Origin of the sequence: Mesorhizobium kowhaii, assembly GCF_003253745.1 — a bacterium.
Classification (GTDB): domain Bacteria; phylum Pseudomonadota; class Alphaproteobacteria; order Rhizobiales; family Rhizobiaceae; genus Mesorhizobium; species Mesorhizobium kowhaii.
This window is the reverse complement of the sequence record NZ_MZXV01000065.1, coordinates 1-12,539: the sequence shown is the minus strand read 5'-3', so window position 1 is coordinate 12,539 and position 12,539 is coordinate 1. Positions and strand designations below refer to the sequence as shown.

General features: G+C 63.9%; 12 protein-coding genes and 1 pseudogene. 7 read left to right on the top strand and 6 right to left on the bottom strand.

What is annotated here, in order from left to right:
• Positions 1–213: 213 nt before the first annotated feature.
• Positions 214–1,590 carry an adenylate/guanylate cyclase domain-containing protein gene (locus tag B5V02_RS30605; protein WP_111547757.1) on the top strand — a complete coding sequence of 459 codons (1,377 nt, stop codon included), beginning with the start codon at positions 214–216 and terminating at the stop codon, positions 1,588–1,590.
• Positions 1,591–1,670: 80 nt separating this feature from the next.
• Here the strand turns inward: B5V02_RS30605 and B5V02_RS30600 are convergent, their stop codons facing one another.
• The 3 genes from B5V02_RS30600 to B5V02_RS30590 are packed head-to-tail and all read right to left on the bottom strand — an operon-like array spanning position 1,671 to position 3,963.
• A complete protein-coding gene (locus tag B5V02_RS30600) occupies positions 1,671–2,498 on the bottom strand; it encodes a C40 family peptidase (protein WP_111547756.1) in 828 nt (275 codons plus the stop codon).
• Entirely contained in the window at positions 2,495–3,493 is a 999-nt protein-coding gene (locus tag B5V02_RS30595) for a CHAD domain-containing protein (protein WP_111547755.1), read from the bottom strand. The genes B5V02_RS30600 and B5V02_RS30595 overlap by 4 nt, the downstream gene beginning before the upstream one ends.
• A complete protein-coding gene (locus B5V02_RS30590; RefSeq protein WP_111547754.1) occupies positions 3,490–3,963 on the bottom strand; it encodes a CYTH domain-containing protein in 474 nt (157 codons plus the stop codon). The genes B5V02_RS30595 and B5V02_RS30590 overlap by 4 nt, the downstream gene beginning before the upstream one ends.
• A 101-nt stretch (positions 3,964–4,064) precedes the next feature.
• Here B5V02_RS30590 and B5V02_RS30585 point away from each other — a divergent pair, with 101 nt between their 5' ends.
• From B5V02_RS30585 to B5V02_RS30570, 4 genes are read left to right on the top strand one after another with little or no spacing between them, the layout of a single operon-like run.
• Positions 4,065–4,751, top strand: a complete 687-nt coding sequence (locus B5V02_RS30585) for a CerR family C-terminal domain-containing protein (protein ID WP_111547753.1) — start codon at positions 4,065–4,067, stop codon at positions 4,749–4,751.
• A 13-nt stretch (positions 4,752–4,764) separates the two neighbouring features.
• A complete protein-coding gene (locus B5V02_RS30580) occupies positions 4,765–5,718 on the top strand; it encodes an HlyD family secretion protein (RefSeq protein ID WP_111547752.1) in 954 nt (317 codons plus the stop codon).
• Positions 5,715–6,635 carry an ABC transporter ATP-binding protein gene (locus B5V02_RS30575; protein WP_111547751.1) on the top strand — a complete coding sequence of 307 codons (921 nt, stop codon included), beginning with the start codon at positions 5,715–5,717 and terminating at the stop codon, positions 6,633–6,635. The genes B5V02_RS30580 and B5V02_RS30575 overlap by 4 nt, the downstream gene beginning before the upstream one ends.
• Complete coding sequence (locus B5V02_RS30570) at positions 6,632–7,768, top strand: ABC transporter permease (protein WP_111547750.1); 1,137 nt, start codon at positions 6,632–6,634, stop codon at positions 7,766–7,768. The genes B5V02_RS30575 and B5V02_RS30570 overlap by 4 nt, the downstream gene beginning before the upstream one ends.
• A 48-nt stretch (positions 7,769–7,816) precedes the next feature.
• Here B5V02_RS30570 and B5V02_RS30565 read toward each other — a convergent pair.
• Positions 7,817–8,745, bottom strand: a pseudogene (locus B5V02_RS30565) (LysR substrate-binding domain-containing protein).
• Between the two features lie 87 nt (positions 8,746–8,832).
• On the opposite strand from B5V02_RS30565, the gene B5V02_RS30560 reads away from it, so the two are divergent.
• Positions 8,833–9,480 carry an NADPH-dependent F420 reductase gene (locus B5V02_RS30560; protein WP_425374430.1) on the top strand — a complete coding sequence of 216 codons (648 nt, stop codon included), beginning with the start codon at positions 8,833–8,835 and terminating at the stop codon, positions 9,478–9,480.
• Between the two features lie 31 nt (positions 9,481–9,511).
• Here B5V02_RS30560 and B5V02_RS30555 read toward each other — a convergent pair whose 3' ends face one another.
• Both B5V02_RS30555 and B5V02_RS30545 read right to left on the bottom strand, forming a co-directional pair.
• Positions 9,512–10,489: a threonine/serine dehydratase family protein gene (locus B5V02_RS30555; RefSeq protein ID WP_111547749.1), complete on the bottom strand. Its 978-nt coding sequence runs from the start codon at positions 10,487–10,489 to the stop codon at positions 9,512–9,514.
• A 419-nt stretch (positions 10,490–10,908) separates the two neighbouring features.
• The gene (locus B5V02_RS30545; protein ID WP_111547779.1) at positions 10,909–11,232 is read right to left on the bottom strand and encodes a hypothetical protein; all 324 of its coding nucleotides are present in this window, start codon (positions 11,230–11,232) and stop codon (positions 10,909–10,911) included.
• 176 nt (positions 11,233–11,408) lie between these two features.
• Here B5V02_RS30545 and mbfA point away from each other — a divergent pair, with 176 nt between their 5' ends.
• Positions 11,409–12,392 carry an iron exporter MbfA gene (gene mbfA / locus B5V02_RS30540; RefSeq protein WP_111547748.1) on the top strand — a complete coding sequence of 328 codons (984 nt, stop codon included), beginning with the start codon at positions 11,409–11,411 and terminating at the stop codon, positions 12,390–12,392.
• The last annotated feature ends 147 nt before the right edge of the window (positions 12,393–12,539 follow it).

Sequence of the window (12,539 nt, the reverse complement as noted above, 5' to 3'; positions counted from 1 at the left end):
GCACTGCGGTTTTTTGGTGACCTGAACAGGGAAGTCTCCGCCTGTCCTGCTTCGGTTTTCACCATGATCTTTTGTCCGGACATTTTTGCTCTTTGCAGCCGCGTTTCAAAAATGAAATCACATTCATGATAGAGTTCGCGCACTGATTTGCCAGACTGTAGAGGGCGGGTTTGCCGAATGCGTGACACGTCCCCGTGAAATCGAAGTGATCCGATGCCGACCGCGCCAACACTTGAACTTCGCCGCTATTCGCGCCTGAAAAATTTGCGGGCGCGCGCAGAACGCCAGGGTGCTGCATTGCAGTTCTGGGCGCGTACGGCATCGCTCGCTGCGATCTCCTGCTTCTTTTCATTGATCAGTCGCTGGGATGCTTCGCTGCTCTTCGTGCTGGCGGGCCTCGTGCTGTTCCAACTCGTCGGCCTGATCCAGTTTCTCTTTGCGCGCCGTCGCACGGCGCGATGGTGGATCGGTTACCTCGTCGGTACGCTGGACATCATTCTTTTAACCGTTCTGCTGGTAACGCCCAACCCGTTTTCCCTGGAGGTCGCGCCGGCCGCGATGCAACTGCGCGAGGGCAGCTTCAAATTCCTGCTGATTTTCGTATGCCTTGGCGCGCTGACCCTTTCGACACGATTGGCGCTCTATCTCGGCGCGCTCGCTGCCTTGACATGGGCGATCGGGGTGGGATGGGTGATTTCTCATCCGGGAACCGTCATTCCGGCGACGAACCTCTATTCGCTGCCGATGACAGAGCAACTGAACCTCTATCTCAACCCCAATTTCGTCGATACATTTGCGCAGGCGACCAACGTGTTGGTTGTGCTGATTATCGGCGCGATCATGGCGCTGGTCGTCTTTCGTTCCCGACATCTGTCGGAAGACTATGTCAAGGCAGAGCGCGCCCGCGCCAATCTCGCCCGGCATTTTTCGCCCAATGTCGTCGACCAGCTCGCCACCGATGACGAGCCCTTCGGCCCGGTCCGCCGGCAGGATATCGCGGTGCTGTTCGCCGACATCGTCGGTTTCACACACTATTCCGAGGATCATCCGGCCGAAGCAGTGTTCGAACTTCTGCGTCAGTTCCACCGTCGTATGGAACAGGTCGTTTTCGACCACCATGGCACCGTCGATAACTATATCGGCGATTGCATCATGGCGACATTCGGGGTTCCGCAAGCCAGCCATGACGATGCGACTCGGGCCATCCAGTGCGCTGAAGCGATGGTCGCCGCTCTCGAAGACTGGAATGTACAGCGGGTGTCCAGGGGATACCCGCCGCTGGACGTTCGGATCGGTGCACAATATGGCGCAGTGGTTATCGGCGCGGTCGGCAGCGAGCGCAATCTGTCCTTCGCGGTGGTGGGCGACACCGTCAACGTCGCCAGCCGTTTGCAGTCGCTCTGCCGTGAGCTTCAGGCGAATATTTGCTTTGGGTCACGACTGATTGAGGCCGCGAAGGCGGAATCGCCCACGACACAGTTGAATGCGCGCGATCATGGACCGGTGAGCATCCGCGGCCGGGACGAACCGGTCCATGTCTGGGTCGAACACAGAGCCGAAAACCAGGGTGCTATTGCGGTTTCGGCATGATATAGGCCGCCATGTGAAACGCCTGCACCTCGGCTGGAGGCCGCGCCATAGGGGCATGTCCTGACCTAGGCCGAAAGCCATCACGTGTCTGAGGCGATTGCGCCAGCCTTTGCGGCTGCGGCGTCTGCGCTTGCCTTGTCGTCCCAGGTCACCGCCCGGTAGTCGAAACCATATTCCAGCGTCGGCTTGACGATGCGGAAATAGGGCGACAGGTCGAAATCGCGCGGCGTGTACAGCGAGTGGTGGCGGATGTGCAGGATTTCCTTGCGCGAATAGTTCGACTGCGCCGAAGCGCGGCCGGGCGCGCGGGTGATCTCAGGCAGGATCGGATAGCGGATCTGGCCATAGGCCTCGGCGATCAGCGAGGAACAGATGGCCCGTGTCGGGTCGCCGGAGCCGAACGCCAGCATGCGGCGGCGCCATCGCACTGGTACAGGTGGCGTCGGCAGAAAAAAACGCAGCATGTCGAAAATGTTCTTGAGATCGTATTTCAGGCCGAGCTTGCCGATCATGAAGGCGACGACCCTGTCGCGGTCCTCCGGGGACAACCCGCTCGCCCGGCAGATGCGGGTGTTGTAGGTGCGATAGCGCGACAGCGGCACGGCGACGCAGCCATCGCCCATCGTGACCTCGATCAGGCGCGGCCGCTCCGTTCCGTCCTGCGGTTCGGGCAAGGCGTCGCCGATATAGAAGGCGGCATGCGACCAGGTCGACTGGGTCAGGTACTTGATCACCGCCGAGATTTTCTGGTTGCCCTCGATCAGCATGATGTCGCCGGGCTCCAGCGTGCGGCGCAGCGTCTCGGCATCGGACGGTGTGTAGGGCTCGTAGCCGGAAGATTCTTCCTGCAGCCGGCCGGCGAGCCGGCGGCCAAGTCGATCCAGAAGCGTTTCGCCAAGCTCGGTCATGCCATATGGCGATTAACATATGCAGGCGGCTGGACGCCAGCCACACGTCCGTCAACTGGCGGTCCCGCGGCATCTTCCGGCAATGGGGCGGCAGCCAGGTCGTCGCGCGCCTTGCGGGCCAGTTTGCGTGTCGAGCGTTTGGGACTGTCGCCGAACAGCTCGGCCGCCTCGGCGAGACAGCTCTTCTTCAGCTGCTTCTCCGACCGCTTCAAAAGCTTGCCCAAGAGCTTGGTGTCCTCGGGCGGCCCGAGCGGACGGTCATCGGCCTCGAGCAGGTCGCGCATGACGAACACATCGTGCAGGTCGCCCAGCCTTTCACCCAGTTCGTCGACCGCCTTGCGCCTGGTCTTGATCGGCGTCGGCCACAGCCTGCCGAGCAGCGACAAATGCATGCCGTGCGTCTTGGCCGCCTTGCGCAGATCGTGGAAATCATTGGCCGCGCCGCGCGATCCGGCCTTGTCGAGCGCCTTTCTGGCCCGCCGCAAGGTGATGCGGGCGCCTTCGGCAAGCACGTCGGCGGCCTGTTCCGGCTGGTCGGGCAGAGCGAGTGTGTCGATCCGGTGCAGGCCTTCCTCGCAAGCGGCGGTCGCAGCAGCAATCGCCGCGTCGAGCCCGGCGCCTTCGTGCAACTCATGCTGGCGGGCAATCAGCCTGTCGCGCACCGCAGCCAGCCCATCGTCGGCGCTCTCCTTGGGAAAGCTTGCCGCCAGCCGGTCGATGGTCTCGATCACCGCCGTCGCCTGGCGCGGCCCGGCAAGCAGGCCCGCCACGTTGCGGTAGCATTGGTTCTCTGTCTCGCAGAATGTTTCGTCACCGGAACGAACAAGACGCAGCAAGGCTCGCGCGCTCTTCAGCCGCTTGCGGCATTTGTGCAGCCCATGTTCCGGCCGGCTGCGCGCGGCGTCAAGATGGGCCAATGCCTTGCCGATCTCCTCGGCTAGGATACGCCTGACCTCGCCGGTCAGCGGCAGGCGCGGATCGATGCGAAAGCTCATGCGGCGATCTCCGGAATCCCCCCGAGGGCGAGCGACGCGTTGTAAAATTCAGACTCGCCGGTGACTTCGCGGCCGAGCCAATCAGGCAGCATTTCGTCCGGCACGTCCTCCGGCGTCTCAAGTTCCGCGACCACAAGTCCCGCAAGCGGACCGCCAAAGACATCGACCTCATAGAGATAGCCGCGATGCCTAACATGGTGGCGTGTCTTCTCTATGACACGTCCAAGGGCGAATGCCAGCATCTCCTTGGCCTCCGCCAGCGGGATCGGATATTCGAATTCGTCGCGCTCGCGCGCCCTGCTGCCGAATTTGAGCGTCAGCTTGGCGGAAGCGTCGTGACTGATGCGGATGCGCAGGCTTCGACCGGGAGCCGCGGAAAGATAGAACTGGCGAATGCGGATATCCGCCTCGACCAAATCCCGCCATGCGGTGCCGGAGACCAGGAATTTGCGTTCGACTTCCTTGCCCATGGCCGCGCACTAAAGCGTTTGTCACCGAAGATGGCAAGACAGTCGCTCATACAGATTGACTCACGGATTGACTTTAATCAATCGATTGATTAAATAGACTCATGATCAGATTGCCGGAACCCAGGAGCCCCCGCCGCGAGCCCGCCGACATGACGCGCGCTGCCCTTGTCCAGGCGGCGCTGAAACTGTTCGGACGGCAGGGTTTCGACGGCACCTCGACGCGCCAGATCGCAGCCGAGGCGCAAGCCAATATCGGCTCGATCGCCTATCATTTCGGCGGCAAGGAGGGCCTTCGCACTGCCGCTGCCGACTTTATCGTCGAGACCATCCAGACGGTTGCCGGCCAGGCGCTCGGCAATGTGCAGGCACCCGCACCGGGACCGGCCAATCCGGAGGCGGCGCAAGCGCTGCTCTTCACGGCGCTGGAGCGCATGGTCGGCTTCGTTGTGGCCAGTCCGCAGGCCGGCGAGATCGTGCAGTTCGTGTTGCGCGAGCTTTCGCATCCGACGGCAGCGCTCGACCGTATCTATGACGGCGTGTTCGAGCCGACGCACCGCCGGCTGTGCCAGCTCTGGGAACAGGCGACGGGGGAGCCGGCCGAAAGCGAGGCCACAAGGCTCACCGTGTTCACGCTGATCGGCCAGGTCATCTATTTCCGCATCGGCCGCGAGGCGGTGATGCGCCGCATGGGCTGGAACGACATTGGCGGTGCCGAGGCGGCCAAGGTGGTGGCGGTCACGTCGGGCAATCTCAAGGCCATATTGGCCGCCCGCAAGGTGCAGGGATGAAGGGGCAAAGACCATGAGCGTTCTGTGTTCGCTGCCGCTCGCCGCGCAGCTTTTCAGCGCCTGTGCGCCGACAGCGCCGCTGGCCGTTGGCTATGTCGAGGGCGACTATGTGCTGCTGGCGCCGATCGAGGTGGCGCAGGTCGAGACCGTCACCGTCAAGCGCGGCGATCGTGTCACACCCGGCACGACCGTAGTGACGCTGGAAAGCGCCGATGCCAAGATTGCGGTTGCCCAGGCCGAGGCCGGCCTGGCCCAGGCGCAGGCGCAATTGGCCGACCTGCAGATCGGCAAGCGCCCGGAAGAGATCGCGGTGCTCAGGGCCGAGGTCGACATGGCCAGCGCGCAGGCCGCCGACGCCAAGCGCAAATACGACCGCGCCGCCGATCTGTTCAAGCGCGGCGCCGGCACGCAGGCCGATTTCGACACCGCTTCGGCGACGCTGGAGACGGCCAACGCGCAGGTCGGCCAGGCCAATGCCAATCTCGCTGTCGGCGGCCTGCCGGCGCGCCCGGAGACGATCAAGGCCGCCGACAATCAGGTCAAGCAGGCGCAGGCGGAACTGGAGCAGGCGCAGTGGCGGCTGTCGAAGCGGGTGCTGGCGGCGCCGTCGCCGGGCCGCGTCAACGATGTCATCCGCAATCCGGGCGACACCGCCGGCCCGACCGCGCCTGTCATCTCGATCCTGCCCGACGGCGCGGTGAAGCTCAGCGTCTACATTCCGGAAGCCGCCTTCTCCTCGATCAAGGTGGGCACTTTGCTCGGCGTCCATTGTGACGGCTGCGGCCCGGAGGTGAAGGCGCGAGTCAGCTACGTCTCGCCGGATCCCGAGTTCACCCCGCCGGTGATCTATTCGCTCGAGAACCGACAGAAGCTGGTCTATCTGGTCGAGGCACGGCCGGAGGGCGACGCCGGCCCACTGCAGCCGGGCCAGATCGTCGATGTCGATCTCGCGGATGGCGGAAAATGAACGCCATCGACGTCCATGGCCTGGTCAAGCGGTTTGGTGACAAGACCGTCGTCGACCATGTGACGATGACGGTCGCCGAAGGCGAGATCGTCGGCTTTCTCGGCCCCAACGGTTCGGGCAAGACCACCACCATCCGCATCATGTGCGGCCTGCTGACGCCCGACGAGGGTGAGGGCACGGTGCTCGGCTTCAACATCCGCACCGACAGCCTGCGCATCAAGCGCGAAGTCGGCTACATGACGCAGAAATTCTCGTTCTACGAGGATCTGACGATCGGCGAGAATCTCGAATTCGTGGCGCGGCTTTACCGGTTGAAGCCGCTCAACGAGCATGTCGCGACAACGCTCGAAGACCTCGGCCTGACGTCGCGTCGCAACCAGCTGGCCGGCACCTTGTCGGGCGGCTGGAAGCAGCGGCTGGCGCTGGCCGCCTGCATCATGCACAAGCCGAAGCTGCTGCTGCTCGACGAGCCGACGGCCGGCGTCGATCCGAAGGCGCGGCGCGAATTCTGGGACGAGATCCATCGCCTCGCCAGCGGCGGACTGACCGTGCTGGTCTCCACCCACTATATGGACGAGGCCGAGCGCTGCCACCGCATCAGCTACATTTCCTACGGCAAGATGCTGGCCACCGGCACCGTTGCCGAGGTGGTGAAGAATGCCGGGCTGACCACTTTCGTCCTGCAGGGCCCACGCCTCGACCAGGTGGCTGAGGCGCTTCAGGGCCGCCCCGGTGTCGACCAGGTGGCGCCGTTCGGCGCGACGCTGCATGTCGTCGGCTCCGACAAGAAGAAGCTGGAGGCCGCGCTCGCCGATGTCGAGAAAGAGCACAAGGGCGTGAAGGTGGCGCCGGGCGAAACCAGCCTCGAGGACGTCTTCATCCAGTTCATGTCCGGCTCGAAGGACAACATGGCATGAACAGCGTCTTTTCCTTCGCCCGGCTCGGCGCGCTGCTGATCAAGGAGTTCATCCAGATGCGGCGCGACCGCATCACCTTCGCAATGATGCTCGGCGTGCCGCTGATGCAGCTGGTGCTGTTCGGCTACGCCATCAACAACGATCCCAAAAGCCTGCCGGCGGCACTGGTGGCGACCAGCAGCGATCCCTATACGCGCGCCATGATCTCGGCGCTGCAGACGACCGGCTATTACCGCTTCGACCATGTCTCGCAAAGTGCTGCCGATGCGGAATTCCTGATGTCGCGCGGCGATGTCGCCTTCGTCGTCACCATCCCCGCTGATTTCGCCCGGCGGGTCGAGCGCGGCGACAGCCCGCAGATCCTGATCGAGGCCGACGCCACCGACCCGGCCGTCGCCAGCGGCGCCATCTCGACGCTCGGCACCGTCGCCAGCCAGGCACTGCTCAGGGCGCGCGGCATGCAGGAGGCCGCCGCCGAGGCAGCCCTCGGGCAGCTCGAAGTGGTGGTGCACCGGCGCTACAATCCCGAAGGCATTTCGCAATACAACATCGTGCCCGGCCTGCTCGGTGTCATCCTGCAGATGACGATGGTGATGATGACCTCGATCGCGCTGACCCGTGAGACTGAGCGCGGCACGATGGAAAACCTTCTGGCGATGCCGTCCAGCCCGCTCGAGATCATGATGGGCAAGGTGCTGCCCTATCTGGCGGTCGGCGGGGTGCAGGTGGTGGTGGTGCTGGCGGCGGCGAAGCTTCTGTTCGCCATCCCCTTCACCGGCTCGATGTCGCTGCTCCTGACCGCCGTGCTGATCTTCGTGCTGGCGCTGGTGCTGCTCGGCTACACGATCTCGACCATCGCCCGCACACAGATGCAGGCGCTGCAGCTCACCTTCTTCTTCTTCCTGCCATCGATCATGCTGTCCGGCTTCATGTTCCCCTATCGCGGCATGCCGGGTTGGGCGCAAGTCTTCGGCGAGATCCTGCCGCTGACGCATTTCCTGCGCATCATCCGCGCGGTGATGCTGAAGGGCGCCGAACTGCCGGCGGTGGCGACGGAGATCGGCTGGTTGGTGATGTTCGTGGCGCTGTTTGCCGGCGTCGCGCTGGTGCGGTTCAGGCGGACGCTGGATTAGAACAATTCCAGCAATCGGATATTGGCCGCGGCCTACCTCCCTCAGCCCTCATCCAAGACTGCCGGCGAAACGCTCGGCGAGGCGTTCGCGCCGGAAGGCGTCGACGATGAAATCGATGAAGACGCGGGTTTTGGCCGGCAGCAGCGTGCGGCTGGAGAAGTAGATCGAGAGCGCGCCGGCATCGGCATACCAGCGCGGCAGCAGGCGAACGAGCTTGCCGCTTTCAAGATGCGCCAGCGCGTCCGGCAGGGCGATCATGGTGACGCCAAGCCCGAGCAGGGCGGCTTGCCGCATGGCGGCCGGATCGTTGACCACAATGGTCTCGCGGGGTGATCCCGCCATCTCGGTGCCTTCCGCATCCCGCATCGTCCAGTGACGGATGCGGCCGGTACCGAGCGAACGCATGAGGATGCCGTCGAAGGCGGCAAGGCCGGAAGGGTCGGTCGGCGGTGTTCGCCCTGCCATATAGGCGGGCGAGGCAACGGCGATGACATGGACGGGCGCCAGCGACCGCGAAACGACGCCCGGCGACAGGTCGAAGCCGCCGCCGATTGCAGCGTCATAGCCCTCGGCCACCAGGCCACCTGCCGGTTCTCGAAATGCCATTCCGGACGGATGAGCGGATAGCGCATGAGAAATGTCGGCAGCAAAGGCAGGCAATAGGCAATGCCAAGCGTCGGCGACAGGCTGAGCTTGAGCACGCCGGCGGGTTCGCCGCGTCCGCCGGACGTAGCGGCAATGGCGTCCTGCAGCGCTTCGAGATTGCCGCCAATGTCGTGCAGGAAACGCTCGCCGGCTTCGGTCAGGGCCAGTTTGCGTGTCGAGCGCTGGAACAGACGCTGGCCGAGATTGCGCTCCAGCATGGCAACGTTGCGGCTGACGGCGGCTGGCGTCAGCCCGAGCAGGCGCGCGGCGGCGGAAAAGCCGCCCGCCTCGGCGCTGCGAACGAAGGATTCGAGATTGGCGAGCGTCTCCATCGGTCCTCCGCGCCGGACGATCTTCAACGGATACTTGAGAATAAAACAAGCAAATACCGACTAATCCTAGACGAATAAATCGACGATATCCACTCCCACCAGCCACCACCAGCGAACGGAGTGGACATCACCATGAACAGCATCGGCATCATTGGCGCCGGCAATATCGGCCAGGCATTCGCCCGCACGCTCGCCAGGAACGGCATCGAGGCCACCATCGCCAACAGCCGCGGCCCGCAGACGCTGGCCGAACTCGTCGCGTCGATCGGCCCCTCGATCAAGGCCGGCACGCGGCAAGAGGCGGCAGCCAAGGACATCGTGCTTGTCGCGGTCAACTGGTCGAAGCTTCCTGCAGCGCTCGCCGGCCTGCCCGACTGGAATGGGCGCATCATTATCGACGCCAACAATTCGATCGAGGCGCCGCTGTTCAAGCCAGTCGATCTCGGTGGCCGTTTCTCAAGCGAGGTGTTTGCAGGTCTCGTCCCCGGCGCAAGGGTGGTGAAGGCATTCAACCATCTACGGGCGTCCCTGCTGGGGAGCGACCCGGCGGCGGAGGGCGGCAAGCGCGTGTTGTTCTATTCGGGTGACGAGGCGCAGGCCAAGGCCGAGGTCGGCGCCCTGATCGACAGGCTTGGCTTCCACGGCATCGATCTCGGCCCGCTGACGATCGGCGCGCGTCTCGCCCAGTTCCCCGGTGGTCCGTTGCCGATCCTCAATCTCGTCCGCTTCGATTGATGCGCCCGGCGGCGCGGCACCAATCGAGATTCTATGCCGCCGCCATGATCTCGGCATAGGTGCCGAAATCGACATTGCCGCCGGACAGCACCACGGCAACGCATTTACCTGATAGCTCGATCTCGCCCGATGAAAGTGCCGCCAGCGCGACGCAGCCGCCTGGTTCGACCACCAGCTTGAGATAAGCCATGGCGTCGCGCATTGCCTGCGCCGTCGCCTTGTCGGAGACGGCGATGGCCCCGGCGAGGTTCCTGCGGTTGATTTCGAAGGTGATCACGCCCGGTTCGGCGGTCAGGATCGCATCGCAGATCGAACTGTAGCCCGGCTCGTTCGAAACCCTGGTGCCCGCGGCCAGCGAGCGGCGGGTGTCGTCGAAATTCTCGGGCTCCACCGCCCAGACCGCGGTGTCCGGCGAGGCGTCCTTGACGGCAACTGAGATGCCGCTCGACAGGCCGCCGCCGCCACAAGGGATCACGACCGCGTCGAGGCTGACGCCAAGCGCTTTTGCCTGGCGCATCACTTCGAGGCCGATCGTGCCCTGGCCGGCGATGATGGCCGGGTCGTCGAAGGGCGGCACCAGCACCATGCCTTTCTCGATGTAAGGGCGCACCACGGTCATGCGGTCGTCGCGAAAGCGGTCGAAAGGAACCACCTCCGCCCCCATCTTGCGGACATTGCCGATCTTCATCGCCGGCGCGTCAGCCGGCATGGCGATGACCGCCTTGACGCCGAACATCGCCGCCGACGCCGCGACGCCTTGTGCGTGGTTGCCCGACGAGAAGGCGACCACGCCACGGCTGCGCTCCTCTTCGCTCAGCGACGACAGCTTGTTGTAGGCGCCGCGGAACTTGAACGAGCCGGTGCGCTGCAGCGTCTCCGGCTTGAACAGGATGCGGGCGCCGAAGCGCTTGTTCAACTCCTGCGATTCGATCAACGGTGTTTCGACGATCAGCCCCAAAAGCCGGGCTGCGGCGCGGTGGATGTCTTCTATGCCGGGAGGGGTGGTCATGGCGGATCCTGCGAAAATGTGATCCGACCATGGTGCACGGAAAGGGCCGCGCGACACCAACGAAAAAATGTGACGGTTACAAAGTTTGGCGAGTCATGAGTGAAAGATCACCACGGCCTCGGCTGTCGCGCCCCCCTCTGTCCTACCGGACATCTCCCCCACACGGGGGGAGATCGGCCGTCACGACCGCTTTCGCCGATCGCCAAGGTGGGAAGAAGGGAGCTGCTGGCGAAGCTGCCAATCTCCCCCCTCGTGGGGGAGATGTCCGGCAGGACAGAGGGGGGCGCTGTCCCGCCGACGTCTCGCTCCGCTACTGCCGAGCGCCTCAGCCGGGGGCCTGCTGCCTGCGGCAGCTCCCCGGTTCGAGCCCTTTGAAAGGTCCACCGGACCTTTCAATTCGCCTGCGGCGAACCGTGCTCTCACCCCAACAACGCCCTCTGCCGCTTGGTGCCACCCAGCTTGCGCCAATTGTTAAATCGGTGCGTCGCGGCGGCGAAGGAGATTTTCATCTGCTGGGCGACCGAATAGCGCGACTTGCCTTCGTCGAACATGCGGTAGCAGCATTCGACGCCCTCTTCGGTCAACTTGCCGTCCGGGGCCTTGTTGTGCGGGTTGGCGGGATCGAATTTCTCGACCTGCTGCTCGACCAGGCCTTTCAGGCGCTGCAAATCGGCCTCGATGCTGGCGATGAGATCGAGAACAGGCTTGGGATCATAGTGGTGCGGGGGCTGTTTTGCCGTCATCTGCGGATTCCCTTTCTTGGCTTTGGCTCCCACATATAGGTGAACATTCACTGATAATGAAGAGGTGCGCCTCACGACTGGACTTCAACAATTCTTGACCGCGACCCAAGCGCGCAATTGACCTCGGGTGCGCCAAACCCTAGTTTAGAACAATTCTAAACTAGGGTGAATTCCTCATGCTTTCCCGTGTTTTCGGTTTCGGCCGCCGTCCTTTCGAATCGCTCTCCGAACAGGAGATCCTGGCGCTGGCCATTTCGTCCGAGGAAGATGACGGGCGCATCTACCGGGCCTACGCCGACGGACTGGCGGAAAACTTCCCGCAATCGGCAAAGGTGTTCGAGGAAATGGCCGAGGAAGAGGACGGTCATCGCGACGCGCTGATCGAGCTTTTCCGCAAGCGTTTCGGCGACCGCATTCCGCTGATCCGGCGCGAACATGTGAAAGGCTACTTCGAGCGCAAGCCCGACTGGCTGGTGAGACCGCTCGGCATCGAGCATGTGCGCAGCCAGGCCGAGGCGATGGAGCGGCGCGCCTATCTATTCTACGTCGAGGCGGCCAAGCGCACCACCGACGCCTCGACCCGAAAACTGCTCGACGATTTGGCGATAGCCGAGCAGGGCCATGAGACGCTGGCGCAGCGTCTGGAGCAAAAGCACGTGCCGGGCGAAGTGAAGGACGAAGAGGCCGTTGCCGAGCAGCGCCAGTTCATCCTCACCTATGTGCAGCCGGGGTTGGCCGGATTGATGGACGGATCGGTGTCGACGCTGGCGCCGATCTTTGCCGCCGCCTTTGCCACGCATGACACCTGGCAGACGCTCCTGGTCGGGCTTGCCGCCTCGATCGGCGCTGGTATTTCGATGGGTTTTACCGAGGTCGCGTCCGATGACGGCAAGCTGTCGGGCCGCGGCTCACCGGTCAAGCGCGGCCTCACCGTCGGCATCATGACGACGCTCGGCGGCCTCGGCCACGCGCTGCCCTATCTCATCCCGCAGTTCTGGACGGCGACCGCCGTCGCCGCGGTGGTGGTGTTCTTCGAATTGTGGGCCATCGCCTTCGTCCAGAACCGCTACATGCAGACGCCCTTCCTGCGCGCCGCCTTCCAGGTGGTGCTGGGCGGCGCGCTGGTGTTCGCGGCCGGCGTGCTGATCGGGAATGCTTAGCTTCTTCCTTCTCCCACAAGGGGCCTGTTGCGCAGTAGCCCGGGATGTTGAGGGGGCAGAAATTGCAGGGATTTCGCTCGTATTTGTGAGTCTCTGGCGCCTTGTTTGGGGTTTTGGGCGGCGGCTCGGCCCGTGCGGCCGGACTGC

Excerpts from the sequence above, each read along its gene's own strand:
- B5V02_RS30545 (WP_111547779.1), bottom strand. The coding sequence starts at position 11,232 with ATGACGGCAAAACAGCCCCCGCACCACTATGATCCCAAGCCTGTTCTC.
- B5V02_RS30570 (WP_111547750.1), top strand. The coding sequence starts at position 6,632 with ATGAACAGCGTCTTTTCCTTCGCCCGGCTCGGCGCGCTGCTGATCAAG.
- B5V02_RS30595 (WP_111547755.1), bottom strand. The coding sequence starts at position 3,493 with ATGAGCTTTCGCATCGATCCGCGCCTGCCGCTGACCGGCGAGGTCAGG.
- B5V02_RS30600 (WP_111547756.1), bottom strand. The coding sequence starts at position 2,498 with ATGACCGAGCTTGGCGAAACGCTTCTGGATCGACTTGGCCGCCGGCTC.
- B5V02_RS30575 (WP_111547751.1), top strand. The coding sequence starts at position 5,715 with ATGAACGCCATCGACGTCCATGGCCTGGTCAAGCGGTTTGGTGACAAG.
- B5V02_RS30580 (WP_111547752.1), top strand. The coding sequence starts at position 4,765 with ATGAGCGTTCTGTGTTCGCTGCCGCTCGCCGCGCAGCTTTTCAGCGCC.
- B5V02_RS30590 (WP_111547754.1), bottom strand. The coding sequence starts at position 3,963 with ATGGGCAAGGAAGTCGAACGCAAATTCCTGGTCTCCGGCACCGCATGG.
- B5V02_RS30585 (WP_111547753.1), top strand. The coding sequence starts at position 4,065 with ATGATCAGATTGCCGGAACCCAGGAGCCCCCGCCGCGAGCCCGCCGAC.
- B5V02_RS30555 (WP_111547749.1), bottom strand. The coding sequence starts at position 10,489 with ATGACCACCCCTCCCGGCATAGAAGACATCCACCGCGCCGCAGCCCGG.
- B5V02_RS30605 (WP_111547757.1), top strand. The coding sequence starts at position 214 with ATGCCGACCGCGCCAACACTTGAACTTCGCCGCTATTCGCGCCTGAAA.
- mbfA (WP_111547748.1), top strand. The coding sequence starts at position 11,409 with ATGCTTTCCCGTGTTTTCGGTTTCGGCCGCCGTCCTTTCGAATCGCTC.